A 17,613-nucleotide genomic window follows, 5' to 3' on the forward strand; every position below is an offset into this window, starting at 1 on the left:
CGATGGTCCGGGTGGGGCGAGACAGCAGGCGGAGGAAGGCTTTTGAACAGCAGATGGATTGGCGCGTTGGTGGCGCTGCCCCTGGCGTGCGCCGGGGCGCTGGTCGAGGCGAGCGTGAGCGAGGGGGTTGCGTCCTATTATGCCGATCGTTTCAACGGCCGGCTCACCGCGAGTGGGGTGCGGTTCGACATGCATGCCTTGACCGCGGCACATCGGACCCTGCCGTTCGGTACCCGGGTGCGGGTCAAGAACAAGGACAATGGTCGGTCGGTGGTGGTCACCATCAATGATCGGGGACCCTATATCGATGGGCGGTCGATCGATCTGTCGAAGGGCGCGGCCAAGGCGCTCGGCATGCTGCACACCGGACTGGCGCGGGTCGAGCTGCGGATCCTCGATGTCGACGAACCGGTCACGCCCTCGGGACAGACGGTGGCCGAGGCGCAGGCGGTGCTGATGGCGCTGTTCTGATCGAGCCGCTGCGACGCCTCCCGGCGGCGCCGGGGCGGCGTCGCGATCAGTATCCCGCGCCGCGCAGCTCGAAGCGCTCGAAGCGCTCGGTGGGGAGTTCGGTGACGAGCTGGCGCAGGGCGGTGGCGGGCAGTTCGCGCAGCCCCGGGTCGAGGCTCAGGGTCGCGTCGCAGCGCTGCAGACAGTAGTCGCGCACGCCGGCCTCGGCGAGTGCCGTGACCAGGGGGGCGAGTTGCTCCAGCCCCCAGCCCGGCGGGACCGTGGTGCGGACCTCCAGTGCCACCTCGGAGGCGAGCAGCAGTGCGAGACTCTCCCACGCCGGTTCGCCCGAGCCGATCACCCCGGTGAGCGCCGGGTAGTCGTCGGCGAGCGCCTTGATGTCGAGCGCGACCCAGTCGACCAGCGGCAGGATCCGCCGCAGTCGTTGCGGGTAGGCGCCGCCGGTGTGCAGCCCGACCTTGAAGCCGAGCGCGCGTGCGGCGCGCATCGCCGCGCCGAGCGCGCCCTGCACGGTCGGCTCGCCGCCGCTGAACACCACCGCGTCGAGCAGTCCTCGGCGATCCTCCAGGAAGTCCATCACCTGATCCCAGGCAATCGTCTCCCCGTCGCCCGCGTCCTGCTCGAGCAGGTGGCCGTTGTGACAGTAGCGACAGCGCCAGGGGCAGCCCTGACAGTAGATCACCGCAGCCAGCTCACCCGGGTAGTCGATGGTGGTCAGCGGGGTCAGGCCGCCGACGCGCAGCGCGTCGGCTTCGGCTCGGTCGTGCATGCCGGGGTCAGGCCGCGGCGCGCTCGGCGTCCTTGCGATCGGTGGGGTTCTCGGTGAAGTAGCGACGCTGGGCGTGCTCGGCGCGCTTGCCGCCGTTGAACGCCGAGACCGGACGGTGATAGCCCATCACGCGGGTCCAGACCTCGCACTGAGTGCGCTCTTCGGGCTTGAGTTCGATGTTGGTGTCGGTCATTGCGTGGCTCCTTGGTCGATGCGGTTGCAAGTGGCCCTTGCGGGCTTGTTCGGGTCGATGCCGCGCCCCCGCGGGGGCGCGGCGTCCGCCGTGAGGCGGGGATGAGCTGAGCGGCGGCTTAGCAGCTGCAGGCCTGGCTGGCGCGCTTGTGGGCGATCAGCTCCTCGTCGCACAGCGGGCAGAACTCGTGCTCGCCGGAGATGTAGCCGTGCTTGGGGCAGATCGAGAACACCGGGGTGATGGTGATGTAGGGCAGACGGAAGTTCTCCAGCGCGCGGCGCACCAGACGCTTGCAGGCGTCGGTCGAGGAGATCTGCTCGGCCATGTAGAGGTGCAGCACGGTGCCGCCGGTGTACTTGCTCTGCAGCGCTTCCTGCTTGTCCAGTGCCTCGAAGGGATCGTCGGTGTAGCCGACCGGCAGCTGCGAGCTGTTGGTGTAGTAGGGCGTCTCCTCGGTGCCGGCCTGGATGATCGCCGGGTAGCGCTTCTTGTCCTCGCGGGCGAAGCGATAGGTGGTGCCCTCGGCCGGCGTCGCCTCGAGGTTGTACATGCTGCCGGTGCTCTCCTGGAACTCGACCATGCGGGCGCGCACGTGGTCGATGAGACGGCAGGCGAGGGCATGACCCTGCGGCGTGGTGATGTCCTCGGCGTCCTTGGTGAAGTTGCGCACCATCTCGTTGATGCCGTTCACGCCGATGGTGGAGAAGTGATTGCGCAGGGTGCCGAGATAGCGCTTGGTGTAGGGGAAGAGCCCGGCGTCCATGTGACGCTGGATCACCTTGCGCTTGATCTCGAGGCTGTTGCGGGCGATCTCGAGCAGCTCGTCGAGACGTGCGAGCAGGCCCTGCTCGTCACCCTGATGGGTGTGACCGAGCCGCGCGCAGTTGATGGTGACGACGCCGAGCGAGCCGGTCTGCTCGGCCGAGCCGAACAGGCCGTTGCCGCGCTTGAGCAGTTCGCGCAGGTCGAGCTGCAGACGGCAGCACATCGAGCGCACCATGTTCGGCGAGAGCTCGGAGTTGATGAAGTTCTGGAAGTAGGGCAGGCCGTACTTCGCGGTCATCTCGAACAGTCGCTCGGCGTTCTCGCTCTCCCACGGGAAGTCCGGGGTGATGTTGTAGGTCGGGATCGGGAAGGTGAAGATCCGGCCCTTGGCATCGCCCTCGGTCATGACCTCGATGTAGGCACGATTGATCATGTCCATCTCGGTCTGCAGCTCACCGTAGGTGAACGGCTGCTCCTCGCCGCCGATCACCGGCACCTGCTCGCGCAGGTCCTCGGGGCACACCCAGTCGAAGGTGAGGTTGGTGAAGGGCGTCTGGGTGCCCCAGCGCGAGGGCACGTTGAGGTTGTAGATCAGTTCCTGGATGTACTGACGCACCTGCGCGTAATCGAGCCCGTCGACCCGCACATAGGGGGCCATGTAGGTGTCGAAGCTGGAGAACGCCTGGGCGCCGGCCCACTCGTTCTGCAGGGTGCCGAGGAAGTTGACGATCTGGCCGATGGCGCTCGACATGTGCTTGGGCGGCGCCGCCTCGACCCGGCCGGGCACGCCGTTGAGGCCCTCGGTGAGCAGGGTGCGCAGCGACCAGCCGGCGCAGTAGCCCGAGAGCATGTCGAGGTCGTGGATGTGCAGGTCGCCGTCGCGGTGGGCCTGGCCGATCTCGGGCGGGTAGACGTGGTTGAGCCAATAGTTGGCGATCATCTTGCCCGAGGTGTTGAGGATCAGCCCGCCGAGCGAGTAGCCCTGGTTGGCGTTGGCCGAGACGCGCCAGTCGGAGCGGTCGAGATATTCGTTGATCGAGCTGCCGACGTCGACCAGGGTGCGGCTGTCGTCGCGTAGCTTCTTGTGCTGCTCGCGATAGACGATGTAGGCACGCGCGGTCTCGAAGTGGTTGGCGCTGATCAGGGTCTGCTCGATGATGTCCTGGATGCCCTCGATATCGGGGCTGCGACCGTCGTTGCTGCGGTGTGCCAGCACCTTGATCACCTGAGCGGTGAGCAGCCGCGCCTCGGCGGCGTCGAACTCGCCACTGGCCTGGCCGGCGCGCAGGATCGCCGACTCGATCTTGGACACATCGAAACGCACCTCCGTGCCGTCACGCTTGAGCGCGCGGGTAGGGATCGAGGGGAGGTCGGTCTGCGTCGTGTCCATGAAAAGCGGTCTCTCTGGTGGTTGGCACAAGATATTGTGGCGCGAACTATAGCGCCAACAAGATGATGTGTATAGCTCTCTTGTCGTTTTTGTTTTTGTTGATTTACATCAATATTTTTGGGTTGCTTTTCTGACGGCTTTTGACAATTGGACAGTCTCTGTTCAGTGTTGCTTGCTTGACAGCTGTGCCCTTAATGCGCACAGTTCTTGGTTTCCTGTCATTTTCGGCCCAAGGTCCGGAGTCTCGTTTCCGGTCCATGTCGTCGCCGCGTTCGCGGCCCCGGCGCAACCCACAGACGGCCATGCATCGCAAGCTCTACATACAGACCTACGGCTGCCAGATGAACGAGCACGACTCCGCGCGCATCGCGGATCTGCTGCGTGTCTCCGCTGGCATGGAGCTCGTCGAGCGTCCCGAGGACGCCGATGTGCTGCTGCTCAACACCTGCTCGATCCGCGAGAAGGCGCAGGAGAAGGTCTTCTCCCAGCTCGGACGCTGGCGCCCCTGGAAGACGCGACGCCCCGAGCTGGTGATCGGCGTCGGTGGCTGCGTGGCCAGCCAGGAGGGCGAGGCGCTGCGTGAGCGTGCGCCCTTCGTCGACCTGGTGTTCGGCCCCCAGACCCTGCACCGGTTGCCGCAGATGCTGCGCGCGCTGGACGCGGGTGAGCCGCCCCAGGTCGATGTCTCCTTCCCCGAGATCGAGAAGTTCGACCGCCTGCCGGCGCCGAGCGTCTCCGGGCCGAGCGCCTTCGTCTCGGTGATGGAGGGGTGCTCGAAGTACTGTACCTATTGCGTGGTGCCCTACACCCGCGGCGAGGAGATCAGTCGTCCGTTCGACGACGTGATCGCCGAGGTCGCCGGGCTGGCCGAGCGTGGGGTGCGCGAGGTCAATCTGCTGGGGCAGAACGTCAACGCCTATCAGGGACCGATGCACGAGCCGGCCGGTGAGTGCGCCGACCTGGCGCTGCTGGTCCATTATGTGGCGGCGATCGATGGCATCGAGCGCATCCGCTTCACCACCAGCCACCCGCTGGCCTTCTCCGATGCGCTGATCGAGGCCTTCGCCGAGGTGCCGCAGCTGGTCGATTTCCTCCACCTGCCGGTGCAATCGGGCTCCGATCGGGTGCTCGAGGCGATGAAGCGCGGCCATACCGCGAGCGAGTATCGCGACAAGATCGCGCGGCTGCGCGCGGTGCGCCCGGACATCTGCATCTCCTCGGACTTCATCGTCGGCTTCCCCGGCGAGACCGAGGCGGACTTCGACGCGACCCTGGCGCTGGTCGACGAGATCGGCTTCGACCACAGCTACAGCTTCATCTACAGCCGGCGGCCCGGGACGCCGGCGGCCGACTACCCGGACGATGTCCCGCTGGAGGTCAAGAAACACCGCCTGGAGCGCCTCCAGCGGCGCATCGACACCAATGCCCAGCGCATCAGCCGACAGATGGTCGGCACGGTGCAGCGGGTGCTGGTCGAGGGACCCTCGCGCAAGGATCCCTTCCAGCTCGCCGGCCGTACCGAGAACAATCGGGTGGTCAACTTCACCGGGGACCCGGCGCTGATCGGCGACTTCGTCGACCTGATCATCACCGAGGCCCTGCCCAATTCACTGCGTGGGCGTCTGGACGTCTAGGATCGCTTGTCTACTCAACCCGAAACTCTCGATCTGGAACTCGAACCCGAGGATAACCTCCGTCTGGCCAACCTCTGCGGTCAGTTCGACCAGCACCTGCGTCAGCTCGAGCGGCGCCTCGGCATCGAGATCGGCAACCGTGGCACGAGCTTCCGCCTGATCGGCGAGCGCGATGCCGTGCGCCTCGCCGAGCAATTGTTGCAGGCGCTCTACCGCGAGGCCGCCGAGACCACGCTGACCCCGGAGTCGATCCATCTCGCGCTCCAGCAATCGGGCGCCGATGCCCTGCTCGAACAGGCCGGGGCGCGGCTGCCCGAGGTGGTGATCCGCACCAAGCGCGGGCTGATCAAGGGGCGCGGTCCCAGCCAACAGGCCTATCTGCACGCCATCCTCAACCACGACATCAACTTCGGCGTGGGACCGGCCGGTACCGGCAAGACCTATCTGGCGGTGGCCTGCGCGGTCGAGGCGCTGGAGTCCGACCGGGTGCGCCGGGTGCTGCTGGTGCGCCCCGCGGTCGAGGCCGGCGAGCGTCTGGGGTTTCTCCCCGGCGATCTGGCGCAGAAGATCGATCCCTATCTGCGCCCGCTCTATGACGCGCTGTTCGAGATGCTCGGCTTCGAGAAGGTCAACAAGCTGATCGAGCGCAACGTCATCGAGGTCGCGCCGCTGGCCTATATGCGCGGGCGCACCCTCAACGAGTCCTTCATCATCCTCGATGAGGCGCAGAACACCACGCCCGAACAGATGAAGATGTTCCTCACCCGCATCGGCTTCGGTTCCACCGCGGTGATCACCGGCGACATGACCCAGGTCGATCTGCCGCGTGGCCAGCTCTCCGGGCTGCGCCAGGCCGTCGAGATCCTCAAGGACGTCGACGGCATCAGCTTCAGCTTCTTCAGCGCGCGCGATGTGGTGCGTCATGCCCTGGTGCAGCGCATCGTCGGTGCCTACGACGCCTTCGAGAGCGCCGGTTCGCGCTCGGGGGCCTGAACGGAGTCTCCCTCCATGTCACTCGAACTGGATCTGGACCTGCAGGTCGCCACGACCGCAGCGGGATTGCCCGCGCACGCCGATTTCGCGCACTGGGTGGAGGCGGCGGTGGCCGATCGCCGTGCCCGCTGCGAACTCACCATCCGTCTGGTCGATGCCGCCGAGTCGCAAGCGCTCAATGCCCAATATCGTGGTGTCGATCGTTCGACCAACGTACTCTCGTTTCCCTTCGAGCTGCCGCCCGGGGTCGATTCCACCGACCCGCTGGCCGACTACATCGGTGATCTGGTGATCTGTCCCGAGGTGGTGCAGCGCGAGGCCCTGGAGCAGGGCAAGCAGGCAATCGCCCACTGGGCGCACATGGTGGTCCATGGCGTCTTGCATCTGTTTGATTACGATCATATTACCGATGAGCAAGCGGCGGAGATGGAAGGTCTGGAAACGACTATCCTGAGCAGGTTAGGATTTCCGCCGCCCTATGAAGACGACCCCCCAACGGAGGATCCATAACCCCCCATGACGAGCGATCGATCTACCGAGGGTTCGCATTCGCGCAGCTGGTTCGAGAAGATTGGCCAGCTGTTCGGGAGCGAACCACAAGACAAGGAACAACTCGTCGAGTTGCTCAAGGATGCGCGTCAGCGCGAGCTGCTGGACACGGACGCCCTGAACATGATCGAAGGGGTATTGCAGGTCTCCGACCTGCGGGTCCGCGACATCATGATTCCACGCGCGGAGATGGTCTATCTGCGCCGTGACGATCCCCTGGAACAGATCCTCAAGGTGGCGGTCAAATCCGCCCACTCACGCTTCCCGGTCATCGGTGAAGACAAGGGCGAGGTGGTCGGCATCCTGCTGGCCAAGGATCTGCTCTCCTTCTGTCTCGATTCCGGCCATCGCCGGGCCTTCAACATCCGTGACCTGTTGCGTTCGGCGGTCTTCGTCCCCGAGAGCAAACGGCTCAACGTCTTGCTCAAGGAGTTCCGCACCAGTCGCAACCACATGGCGATCGTGGTCGACGAGTACGGTAGCGCCGCCGGTCTGGTGACCATCGAGGACGTGCTCGAGCAGATCGTCGGCGAGATCGACGACGAGCACGACTTCGACGAAGGCTTCGGCATCTTCCGCCGCAGCCACAACGAGTTCAGCGCCAAGGCGCGCACCCCCATCGAGGACTTCAACGAGTACTTCGGCTGTGCGCTCCCCGACGACGAGTTCGACACCATCGGTGGGCTGGTGGTCAACGCCCTGGGGCACCTGCCCAAGCGTGGTGAGTCGGCGCGTATCGACGATTTCCGCTTCACCGTGATGCGTGCCGACAGCCGTCGTGTCCATCTGCTCAGCGTCGAGCGGATCGATCCGGATGCCCCCGAGGTCCCCGGATCCGCCCCCCAGTCTCCCGACGAGCCACACTGAAGGCACGACCGTCCCCGTCCCGTTCCTGGTCGCGGCGGTGCAGCCAGCACCGCCGCCGGATTCCGGGGTCAACGATTGGTGTGTCGATCTTGCGCCGGACGTGTTGTGCCACCATTGAAAAATCAGGGCGGCAGTGATCGCGCGTCCATCCGTGTTGCCGTGACCTGTCCGGCGTTCTATTCGGCTCGAGTCGAATGATCGTGTGTGGTGGCGATACGCCGCTCATTTCGAATCGGGTCGCGGCCCAACCCTGAAAAACTCCGTGTTTCTCTCGGATTCCCTTTTTGTTTCATCATCTTGATGATTGTTGAAGGGGTGTCTCTGGACGGTGGTATATTAGAGGATCATTTCACACTCATCGCGGCGGGAGCAGCGGGCGAAGTGCGAAAGAGACATTAAAAGAGAACGAGGAGATCAGCATGTCGAAGAAACACCCGATCATTGCCGTGACCGGTTCCTCGGGGGCGGGGACCACCACGGTCAAGCGTGCCTTCGAACACATCTTCTATCGCGACGGCATCAGCGCCGCGGTGATCGAGGGCGACAGCTTCCACCGTTACGACCGCACCACGATGAAGGCGGAGATGGCGCGCGCCTCCGAGCAGGGGCGCAACCTTAGTCACTTCGGTCCCGAGGCCAACCGTTTCGACCTGCTCGAGGAGCTGTTCCGCGACTATGGCGAGAGCGGCACCGGCAACAAGCGTTATTACATTCACAGCGAGGAAGAGGCCGAGTTCCACAACACCCGGCTCACCACTCAGCTGCGCCCGGGCGAGTTCACCCCCTGGGAGCCGGTGCCGGAGAAGACCGACCTGCTGTTCTATGAAGGTTTGCACGGGCTGGTGGTGACCGAGGACGTCAATGTCGCCCAGCACGTCGATCTCGGTGTGGCGGTGGTGCCGATCGTCAATCTGGAGTGGATCCAGAAGATCCATCGCGACAATCTCGAGCGCGGCTACTCGGCCGAGGCCATCGTCGACACCATCCTGCGGCGGATGCCCGATTACATCAATTACATCACCCCGCAGTTCACCCTCACCGACATCAACTTCCAGCGGGTGCCGACGGTCGATACCTCCAACCCCTTCATCGCCCGCGACATCCCCACCCCCGACGAGAGCTTCGTGATCATCCGCTTCAAGGACCCGGAGAAGCTCGAGGTTGACTTCCCCTATCTGCTGTCGATGATCCACGACTCCTTCATGTCGCGGCGCAACAGCATGGTGGTGCCGGGCGGCAAGATGGGGATGGCGATGGAGGTGATCCTGCAGCCGATCATCGAGCGCATGATGGAGGCGCGCAAGGTGTGAGGCGGGGCCGGGCGGGTGCCTTGTCGCGCCCGCCCGGTCCGGCTGGAGAGGTCCGTCCCGGCCGGTCGTCAGCGACCGGCCGGTTGCGTTCCCGCCCCCTGAGCCGGCTTCCAGAAGATGCTTGAAACCTCCTCGATCACCACCGTCGCCCATGTCATCGAGCTGGCCGTGGCGCCGGTGTTCCTGCTCTCGGGCATCGGTGCCATGCTGGCGGTGATGACCAACCGGCTCTCGCGCATCGTCGATCGCGCCCGCCGGGTCGAGGCCAGGCTCGGTGGCGATGGCGCCGACGAACCGGCCATCCGCGCCGAGCTGCGCGTGCTGGTGCGCCGCGCCCGGCTGATCAGCCTGTCGATCGGGCTCTGCACCTCGACCGCGCTGTTGATCTCCGGGGTGATCGTCAGCCTCTTTCTCAGCGCCTTCCTGCGCTTCGACGCTGCCTTGCTGGTCTCGCTGCTGTTCATCGCCGCGATGCTCGCCTTCATCGTCGCGCTGCTGTGCTTCCTGCGCGAGGTGCTGTTGGCGACCGCCGGGCTGCGCTTCGGTCGTCCCGGCTGAGTGCCAATCAGTCGCCGTGTCGCACCGGCGCGCGCTCGAGCAGCGCCGCAGCGGTGGCCTCGGGGATCACCGAGGCGTCGCCACGGGCGCGCTCGCGGCCCTGGTCGAGCACCAGGATCTGATCGACCCAGTCGAGCCCGGCCGGGCGGTGGGTGATCAGCAACACGGTACGACCCTGCATCAGTCGGTCGAGCGCGGCCATCAGGCTGCGCTCGGTCGCGGCGTCGAGTCCCTCGGTGGGCTCGTCGAGCAGCAGGATGGGCGCATCCTTGAGCAGCGCGCGCGCGACCGCGATACGCCGTCCCTGGCCGCCCGAGAGCCGCACCCCGGTCTCGCCGACCCAGGTGTCGTAGCCCTCCGGCAGCCCGGCGATGAAGTCATGGATCTGCGCTACCCGACAGGCCTGCTCGAGTTCGGTCTGGGTGGCGCCGGGACGGGCGACGAGCAGGTTCTCGCGGATGGTGGCGTCGAACAGATGGGTGTGCTGGCTGACCACGGCGATCTGACGGCGCAGGGTCTCGCTGTCGATGTCGCGGATGTCGTGGCCGCCGACACGGATGTTGCCGCAGTCGGTCGACCAGAAGCGCAGCAGCAGGTTGAACAGGGTGCTCTTGCCCGAGCCGGTGGCGCCGACCACCGCGGCGCGGGTGCCCTCTGGGACCCGCAGGTCGATGTCGGCGAGCGCCGCGCGTTCGGCGTCGGGATAGCTGAAACCAACCCCTTCGAAAACGATGTCGAACTGTTCCAGGCGCGGCGACGGACCGTCCGGCTCGCGGATCGCCGGCACGGTGTCGACGATGGCGAACAGCCGTCGTGCCGCGGCCAGCGAGCGCCCGAGCAGCTGGAAGGCGTGGGGCAGGGGGGCGACGGCCTCGAAGCTCGCGAGGGTGAAGAGCGCGAGCATCGCCAGTTCGGGCGGCGGCAGCTCGCCCGCGCGCACCAGCGGGATCGCCAGCCACAGCAGCAGCCAGAGGTTGAGGTTGGCGCACAACCCGATCGCCGCCTGGGTCAGCCCCTGGTCGCTGTTGATCCGCGCCTGATCGGCGATCAACTGCTCGCTCAAGCCCTCGATGCGTTGCGCCTGACGCTCGGTGGCGCCGTAGACGGTGAGTTCGGCCATGCCCTGTACGCCGTCGATCACCGCGGCGCGCAGCGCGCCCTCCTGCTCGGCCAGTCGCTGCCCGGGCGCGCGCCCGCGCAGCTCGGCCCACCACGGCAGCCCGACCCCGGCGAGCAGCAGGAAGATGAGCCCGAGCAGCGCCAGGGCGGGGTCGTGGAGGGCGAGGAAGACGACGAACAGGGTGACGCTGATCAGCGCCACCACCACCGGTACCAGGACCCGGACATAGAGGTTGTCGAGCGCATCGATGTCGGCGCGGATCCGGCTGAGGATGTCGCCGCTGTGATACTGCTGCAGCCGCGCCGGGGCGAGCGGTTCGAGATGACGGTAGAACCACACCCGCAGGCTGGCGATCAGGCGGAAGGTCGCCTCGTGATTGACCAGACGCTCGCCGTAGCGCCCGGCGGTGCGGACCATCGCGCTGCCGCGGATCAGCGCCGCCGGGGCGAAGTAGTTCATCGCCACCCCGGCGGCGCCGGCGCTCGCCATCGCAGCGATGAACCAGCCCGAGGCGGCCATCAGGGTGACGTTGGCAAGCAGGGTCAGCACCGCGGCCAGGGTGCCGAGCAGCATCCAGGCGCGATAGGGCCGGAACAGCCTCCACAGTCTCAGCAGTTCGCGCATCCGCGCCTCACTCCTCTGTCGTGACGCCGGCGTGCGCCGGCGCGTCTCCGTAGGCGGCGGTCATCCGCGCATAGAGCCCGTTGGCGGCGATCAGCTGTCGGTGATCGCCCTGCTCGACGATACGTCCCTGGTCGAGTACCAGGATACGGTCGGCCCGGCGTACCGTGGCCAGGCGGTGGGCGACCACCAACAGGGTGCGGTCGCGGGCGAGGTCGTCGATGCCCTGCTGCACCAGCCGCTCGCTCTCGGGGTCGAGGTTGGCGGTGGCCTCGTCGAGGATCACCAGCGGCGCGTCGCGCAGGAAGGCGCGCGCCAGGGCAATACGCTGGATCTGGCCGCCGGAGAGCCCGGCGCCGCGCTCCCCGACCGGGTGGTCGTAGCCGCGGGGCAGGGCCTCGATGAAGTCCGCGGCGCGCGCCCGCTGCGCCGCCCGGCGTATCGCCTCGTGATCGGCCTCGGGGAGACCGAGGCGGATGTTGTCGGCGATGCTCCCCTGGAACAACCGCGGCTGCTGCGGCACCCAGGCGAGATGGGCGTGCCAGTGCGCCGGATCGATGGTGGCGAGATCGGTGTCGCCGATGAGGATCCGTCCGCGGGTCGGCTGGAGGAAGCCGAGCAGCAGGTTGATCACCGTGGTCTTGCCCGCACCGCTGGTGCCGACCAGGGCGACGCGCGCCCCGGGCGGGATCTCGAGATCGATCGCGCGCAGCGCCTCGCGCTCGGGCTCGTAGGCGAAACCGACCTGCTCGAAGCGGACCCCGAGCGGCGCGGGCAGCGCCGGGCGGGCGGTGCCCGGGGTGATCGCCGGCGGGGTGTCGAGCACCTCGATGAGTTGCTCGGCGGCGGCGACCGCGGCCATGCGGGCGTGGTACTGGGTGCCCATGTTGCGCAGCGGGGCGTAGAACTCGGGGGCGAGCATGAGCACGAACAGCCCCTGGAGGAAACCGATGTCGGGCACGCTCAGCCAGTGCGGCACCGGCAGCGCGAGGTCGTAGAGCCGGAAGCCGATGAAGACCGCGACGATGGCGATGCCGACGGTGGCGAAGAACTCCAGCACCGAGGAGGAGAGGAAGGCGATGCGCAGCACCTGCATGGTGCTGACGCGGTAGTCGTCGGAGATGCGTCCGATCACCTCGACCTCGCGACGGCTGGCGCCGAACAGCTTGAGCGTGGTCAGGCCCTGGATGACATCGAGGAAGTGCGCGCTCATCCGCGCCAGCTGCTTCCACTGGCGCTGGTTGCGCGCCTCGGCCCCGGAGCCGATGAGGATCATGAAGACCGGGATCATCGGCGCGGTGACCAGCATCACCACCGCCGAGAGCCAGTCCATCGGCAGCACCACCATCAGCAGCGCCAGCGGCAGCACCATGGTCAGGGTCATCGCCGGGAGGAAGCGGGCGTAATAGCCTTCCAGGTCGTCGATGCCCCTGGTCAGGGTCTCGACCAGGGTGCCGCTGCGGGTGCCGGAGAGATAGGCCGGACCGAGCCGTTGCAGATGACGGTAGACCTGGTCACGCAGCCCGGCACGCACCCGTGCCGCGGCGGTGAAGGCGGCGCGCTCGGAGAGCCAGGTGATGAGCGCGCGCAGCGCCAGCAGCGCGAGCAGCCAGCCGAGCCAGCCGCCGACCTCGGTGAGTCCGGCGCCGCCGAAGATGACCGCGTCGAGGATCAGGGCGAGGAACCAGGCCTGGGCGACGGCCAGCAGGGCATGGATCAGGCTCAGCACGATCGCCCCCTTGAGGGCAGGGCCGGCGAGCGGACGCTGGGACTTGAGCCAGTCGTTGACGGACATGGTGCGAGCTTCCGGGTAGTCTGTCTGGTATTGGCGTCGGGAGGACGAGGATACGGAAGCAGCCAGGGAGGCGGCAACGGAAATTCACAAGCCGCGATCGCTCGATGCCGCGCCCCGATGGTTCGACGCCGGGGTCGTGGTGGCCGGTCGAGGCCATCGATTGGGGGAGAGGATGCTGCGCAATCCATTGCTGCTCGCCGCGCTCGGGCTGACCTCGGTGGTCGCGCTCTGGGGGGTGTTCGACACCGAGAGCTTGGCGCGGCTGGCGCAGGCGCAGGTGGCGCAGCAGTTTCGCAGTCGCGCCTGGTTCATCATGCTGATGACCAGCCTGCTCGTGGTCACGGTGCTGGCCCTGGCGTTCTCGCGCTTCGGCACCATCCGGCTCGGGCGCGATGACGAGCGCCCGGAGTTCTCCACCCTCAGCTGGCTCACCATGCTGTTTGCCGCCGGCATGGGCGTGGGGCTGCTGTTCTATGGGGCCGCCGAGCCCTTGACCCATTACCAGTTGGTGAGGGGGCGCACCGAGTCCGACCTGGCGGCAAGCTATGCGCTGGTCACCACGATCTTCAACTGGGGGCTGCATGCCTGGTCGATCTATGCCATCACCGCGCTGGTGATCGCCTATTTCAGCTATCGCAAGGGCCGCCCGGGGCTGGTCAGCAGCCCGATCCGCTATACCTTCCGTCGCGGCCGCTGGGTCGGGCCGCTGGCCTGGGTCGCCGACCTGTTGGCGATCTATGCCATCGCCATCGGTCTGGCCGGGTCGCTGGCGATCGGGGTGTTCCAGGTCGAGGGCGGGTTGGGGCATCTGTTCGGGATCACCGGCGACTGGGTGAGATACCTGGTCTTCGGTCTGCTCTGTCTGGCCTTTCTGGCGCCGCTGACGCTCGACCTCGGTCGCGGCATGGCGCGGTTGTCGAACCTGGCGATGGCCATCGCCCTGGGGCTGATGGTCTATCTGCTGCTGGTCGGGCCGACCCACTATCTGATGAACGGGGTGGTCGACACCCTGGGCGCCTATCTCTCCGGGGTGGTGCAGCAGGGCTTCGCCACCTATCCGTTCTTCGGCAAGGCCTTCCAGGACTGGTTCCATGGCTGGACGCTGAATTACATGGTGTGGTGGATCGCCTGGGCGCCCTTCGTCGGGGTGTTCGTGGCGCGGATCTCGCGCGGGCGCACCATCCGCGAGTTCGTCCTCGGCGTGGTGCTGGTGCCGACGCTGTTCTCGCTGCTGTGGTTCGGGGTGTTCGGCGGCACCGGCTTCTACGCCCTGTTGCGCGAGGGCCTGCCGCTGCTCGAGGTGGTGCGCGAGCGCCCCGAGGACACCACCTTCTTCGTGCTCGAGGCGCTGCCGCTGGCGGGATTGACCGGCTCGGCGAGCATGATCGCCGCCTTTCTGTTCCTGGTCACCAGCGTGGTGAGCGCGGCCTATGTGCTGGCGATGTTCTCGACCAGCGGCGACGAGGACCCGCCGGTGCGGGTCAAGCTCGCCTGGGGGGTGCTGCTGGCGCTGCTCGGGCTGGCGATGCTGCTCGCCGATGATGTGGCGACGGTGCGCGCGATCATCGCGCTCGGTGCCATGGCCTTCGTCTTCATCCTGCCGCTGTTGGTGGTGGCCCTGCTCAAGACGCTGATGCGCGAGGAGCGGCGATGATCTGGGAGAACCTGCTCGACACCCTGCTCAATCTGGTCGTGTTCGCCTTCATCGGCGTGCTGGTCTGGCTCTATGTCCGCGACGAGGGCGATGGCAGCTAGCCCGCCGTCTCCCACTGCTGCGGCACTCGCTGGATGCGGTCGGTGTCGTAGCCGATACCGGCGAGGAAGGTGAGGATCTCACCATAGGTGGCGGGGGCGATCTCGGGCGCGCGCGCCATGATCCAGACATAGTCGCGCTTGGCTCGGCCGATCACGGTGACACTGTAGTCCGGGGCCAGCCAGATGATGCGGAAGTCACCCTTGAAGGGCCAGATGAACTGCATCCCCCAGTGTGCGTTGGTGGTGGTGTCGAGCACGAAGCCCTTGGGGTTGTAGGTCTTGAGCGGGCCGTCGAAGGCATCCTTGTGGAAGGTGAAGGTGGTGGCGATGGTGCCGTCGGGGTTGAGCGCGTAGGACTCGATGGCGTTGTGCGCGCCCTTCTCGACGAAGGTCGGGATGTTGGCGATGACGTACCAGTCGCCCATGAAGCGTTGCAGGTCGACCTGATCGACGGTGTCCATGGGACGGCCTCCGGTCTCGGTGCAGGCGTTGACGAGGAGCAGCGCGGCGAGCGCGGCCAGGGATTTGAGTGAGCGGTTCATGATGATGTATCCGCGGGGTTGGGGTGCGGTCCTCGGGTGCGGGTGTCAGCGCCCATCGCCACCCCCGCTGGGTACGCGGCGCGGCGGACCGGGGATGAAGGCGTTGGTGCGCGCGACATAGTCGCGGTAGCCGGGACGACGCTCGCCGATGTCGCGCTCGAGCAGGGTGACGCCGGAGACGCGCAGCAGCAGGAAGGTCATCAACAGCGGCGCGATCAGGGCCCACCAGGCCCCGGCGGCGAGGGCGAAGAGATAGAAGGCCCACCAGATGCAGGCCTCGCCGAAATAGTTGGGATGGCGGCTGTAGCGCCACAGCCCTCGGTCCATCACCTGCCCGGCGTTCTCGGGGCGGGCCTTGAAGGCGGCGAGCTGGCGGTCGGCCAGCGCCTCGAAGGCGAAGCCCAGGCACCACAGCGCCAGCGCCAGGGCGTCGAGCCAGCCGAGTGAGGCGGGCAGCGCCATGGCGCCGAGCAGCGGCAGCGAGATCACCCAGGCGAGGATCGCCTGCAGGCCGAACACCAGATAGAGGCTCTTCCACCAGAACCCGGGGTCGTTGTCGGCGCGGATGGCCTGATAGCGCCGGTCCTCGCCCTGGCCCTGGTTGCGACGGCTGATGTGCAGGCTCAGTCGCACCGCCCACAGCGTCAGCAGCACGAAGACCAGCAGCGCGCGCGGCCCGGTCTCGGGGATGAGCAGCATGTAGACCAGCCCCATCAGCAGGAAGAACAGTGACCAGAGCGCGTCGACGATGCTGACGTCGCGCGCGATCACGCTCGCCCCCCAGCCGCAGATGCCGAGCACCAGCGCGGCGGCCAACCCCGAACTATAGACGAAGAGATCAGGCATCGGCGCCCTCGCTGTTGATGGGTCCCTCGGGTGTGTCGCGCTCGGCGGCGGTGCGGGCGAAGCGCGCGGCGATTGCCAGGCTCGCCGGCATCAGCAACGACCAGCCGCCGCCGAGGACCGCCAGTGCCACCAGCGGGTCGGGAAAGTGCACGCCGCCGAGCTTGGCGCCGGCGTAATAGGCCAGTGGTGCGCCCAGGGCGCCGATGGTGAAGGCCAGGTACCAGCGGCCCTGGAGCCAGGCGAGCGAGACGTTGAGGGTGGTGGCGAAGGCCACCCAGATGGCGATGATCCACACCGGGGCGAGCCAGGGCAGCAGCATCCCCGAGGGATAGACGAGAAAGCCGAAGCGCGCCAGCAGCCCGTCCCACAGCGCACCCATGACCGCGATCAGCACCAGCAGCCGGGCCTCGCTGCCGCGGTTGGGCGTGGTCGTCAGGTGCAGTGCGGCGACCAGCGCCACCACGCCGACGCCGAGCCAGGGCAGTTGGTGCGCGGCGCCGAGCACGCAGGCGAACCAGCCGGCCTGAAAGGCGGCGAGGTTGATGAGGATGCGGGGGAGCGACGGGGTTGCTGACATGGACTGGACTCGATCTGTGGGTTCGCGGAAACGAGACCGGCTTGAGATTCAGGTGATGCCGGCCGGGAGGGTTACAAGGGGCGGTTGAGGCCCGTGCGTATCGGCGCTGCTATGATCTGCATCCCCGGCCGCATCGGCCGATCGTCGCAACACGCAGGAGTTTTGATGAAGCATACAGCGCTTACCAAGGGTACCGCGGTCGCCGCCGTGGTGGCGGTCCTGATCTCCGGCTGCGCCGCCGATGGCTCGGGGATGACCGAGACCGGCCAGGGGGCGGCGATCGGCACCGCCACGGGGGCCGCGGCCGGGGCGATCATCGGCTCGTTCGGTGGCAACGCCGGACGTGGCGCACTGATCGGCGCCGTCGGTGGCGCGCTCGCCGGCGGCATGGTCGGTGCCTACATGGAGGAGCAGCGGCGTGACTTCGAGCGCGCGCTGGCCGACGAGATCGCGCGCGGCGTGATTCGGGTGCAACTGCTGCCCGGCGATCAGCTGGTGGTGGGGATGACCGGTGCGACCACCTTCGAGGTCGACTCCGATCGCATCAAGCCCGGCTTCTACAGCACCATGGACAAGATCGCGGCGATCGTGCGTCGCTACGGCAAGACCGAGCTGCGGGTCGCCGGTCACACCGACAGCACCGGCTTGGCGAGCTATAACCAGACGCTCTCGGAGCGTCGGGCCGTCGCCGTGGAGGGGTATCTGGAGCGTAGCGGTGTGATGCCGCAGCGCATCTTTGCGCGGGGGTATGGTCAGGACCGGCCGATCGCGAGCAACGCGAGCGAGGCGGGACGCCGGCTCAACCGGCGGGTGGAGATCACCATCGTGCCGATCCAGGCGCGGGGCTGAACGCACCGC

17 protein-coding genes are annotated in these 17,613 nt (G+C 67.1%); 9 read left to right on the forward strand and 8 right to left on the reverse strand.

Annotated elements, in window-relative coordinates; genetic code table 11:
- Positions 1-69 precede the first annotated feature (69 nt).
- Positions 70-471, forward strand: coding sequence for a septal ring lytic transglycosylase RlpA family protein (locus tag EDC29_RS06470; RefSeq protein WP_223806946.1), 402 nt, complete (start codon positions 70-72; stop codon positions 469-471).
- 46 nt (positions 472-517) lie between these two features.
- Here EDC29_RS06470 and EDC29_RS06475 read toward each other — a convergent pair whose 3' ends face one another.
- The 3 genes from EDC29_RS06475 to EDC29_RS06485 form a co-directional block, all read right to left on the reverse strand.
- Positions 518-1,240: an anaerobic ribonucleoside-triphosphate reductase activating protein gene (locus tag EDC29_RS06475; protein WP_123142248.1), complete on the reverse strand. Its 723-nt coding sequence runs from the start codon at positions 1,238-1,240 to the stop codon at positions 518-520.
- A gap of 7 nt (positions 1,241-1,247) precedes the next feature.
- The gene (nrdD, locus tag EDC29_RS06480; RefSeq protein WP_062273874.1) at positions 1,248-1,433 is read right to left on the reverse strand and encodes an anaerobic ribonucleoside-triphosphate reductase; all 186 of its coding nucleotides are present in this window, start codon (positions 1,431-1,433) and stop codon (positions 1,248-1,250) included.
- A 118-nt stretch (positions 1,434-1,551) separates the two neighbouring features.
- A complete protein-coding gene (locus tag EDC29_RS06485) occupies positions 1,552-3,588 on the reverse strand; it encodes a ribonucleoside triphosphate reductase (RefSeq protein ID WP_123139441.1) in 2,037 nt (678 codons plus the stop codon).
- A 302-nt stretch (positions 3,589-3,890) separates the two neighbouring features.
- On the opposite strand from EDC29_RS06485, the gene miaB reads away from it, so the two are divergent.
- The 6 genes from miaB (at position 3,891) to EDC29_RS06515 (ending at position 9,499) form a co-directional block, all read left to right on the forward strand.
- A complete protein-coding gene (gene miaB / locus EDC29_RS06490; protein ID WP_123139440.1) occupies positions 3,891-5,222 on the forward strand; it encodes a tRNA (N6-isopentenyl adenosine(37)-C2)-methylthiotransferase MiaB in 1,332 nt (443 codons plus the stop codon).
- A 6-nt stretch (positions 5,223-5,228) separates the two neighbouring features.
- Positions 5,229-6,215: a PhoH family protein gene (locus EDC29_RS06495; RefSeq protein WP_123143003.1), complete on the forward strand. Its 987-nt coding sequence runs from the start codon at positions 5,229-5,231 to the stop codon at positions 6,213-6,215.
- Positions 6,216-6,230: 15 nt separating this feature from the next.
- A complete protein-coding gene (ybeY, locus tag EDC29_RS06500) occupies positions 6,231-6,725 on the forward strand; it encodes an rRNA maturation RNase YbeY (RefSeq protein WP_123139438.1) in 495 nt (164 codons plus the stop codon).
- A gap of 6 nt (positions 6,726-6,731) precedes the next feature.
- Entirely contained in the window at positions 6,732-7,631 is a 900-nt protein-coding gene (locus EDC29_RS06505) for an HlyC/CorC family transporter (protein ID WP_123139437.1), read from the forward strand.
- Positions 7,632-8,050: 419 nt separating this feature from the next.
- Complete coding sequence (locus tag EDC29_RS06510) at positions 8,051-8,941, forward strand: phosphoribulokinase (RefSeq protein WP_123139436.1); 891 nt, start codon at positions 8,051-8,053, stop codon at positions 8,939-8,941.
- A gap of 117 nt (positions 8,942-9,058) precedes the next feature.
- The gene (locus EDC29_RS06515; RefSeq protein ID WP_132229059.1) at positions 9,059-9,499 is read left to right on the forward strand and encodes a DUF2721 domain-containing protein; all 441 of its coding nucleotides are present in this window, start codon (positions 9,059-9,061) and stop codon (positions 9,497-9,499) included.
- A 7-nt stretch (positions 9,500-9,506) separates the two neighbouring features.
- Here the strand turns inward: EDC29_RS06515 and cydC are convergent, their stop codons facing one another.
- Both cydC and cydD read right to left on the reverse strand, forming a co-directional pair.
- A complete protein-coding gene (gene cydC / locus EDC29_RS06520) occupies positions 9,507-11,243 on the reverse strand; it encodes a thiol reductant ABC exporter subunit CydC (RefSeq protein WP_132229061.1) in 1,737 nt (578 codons plus the stop codon).
- A gap of 7 nt (positions 11,244-11,250) precedes the next feature.
- Positions 11,251-13,035 (reverse strand): thiol reductant ABC exporter subunit CydD, encoded by a 1,785-nt coding sequence (gene cydD / locus EDC29_RS06525; protein WP_132229063.1) that lies wholly within the window; start codon positions 13,033-13,035, stop codon positions 11,251-11,253.
- Between the two features lie 172 nt (positions 13,036-13,207).
- Here cydD and EDC29_RS06530 point away from each other — a divergent pair, with 172 nt between their 5' ends.
- Entirely contained in the window at positions 13,208-14,689 is a 1,482-nt protein-coding gene (locus tag EDC29_RS06530; RefSeq protein WP_123143000.1) for a BCCT family transporter, read from the forward strand.
- A 97-nt stretch (positions 14,690-14,786) separates the two neighbouring features.
- On the opposite strand, the gene EDC29_RS06535 is transcribed toward EDC29_RS06530, so the two are convergent.
- From EDC29_RS06535 to EDC29_RS06545, 3 genes are read right to left on the reverse strand one after another with little or no spacing between them, the layout of a single operon-like run.
- Positions 14,787-15,332 (reverse strand): lipocalin family protein, encoded by a 546-nt coding sequence (locus EDC29_RS06535; RefSeq protein WP_123139431.1) that lies wholly within the window; start codon positions 15,330-15,332, stop codon positions 14,787-14,789.
- Between the two features lie 45 nt (positions 15,333-15,377).
- The gene (locus tag EDC29_RS06540; protein ID WP_132229065.1) at positions 15,378-16,178 is read right to left on the reverse strand and encodes a DUF1295 domain-containing protein; all 801 of its coding nucleotides are present in this window, start codon (positions 16,176-16,178) and stop codon (positions 15,378-15,380) included.
- Entirely contained in the window at positions 16,171-16,755 is a 585-nt protein-coding gene (locus EDC29_RS06545) for a DUF2878 domain-containing protein (RefSeq protein WP_123139429.1), read from the reverse strand. Before EDC29_RS06545 ends, EDC29_RS06540 begins: the two co-directional genes overlap by 8 nt.
- Positions 16,756-16,920: 165 nt before the next feature.
- On the opposite strand from EDC29_RS06545, the gene EDC29_RS06550 reads away from it, so the two are divergent.
- On the forward strand, positions 16,921-17,604 hold the full coding sequence (locus EDC29_RS06550; protein ID WP_132229067.1) for a YiaD family glycine zipper/OmpA-like lipoprotein: 684 nt from the start codon (positions 16,921-16,923) through the stop codon (positions 17,602-17,604).
- Positions 17,605-17,613: the final 9 nt, after the last annotated feature.

The sequence above is a fragment of the Marichromatium gracile genome, assembly GCF_004343155.1.
In the GTDB taxonomy this organism is placed as follows: domain Bacteria; phylum Pseudomonadota; class Gammaproteobacteria; order Chromatiales; family Chromatiaceae; genus Marichromatium; species Marichromatium gracile.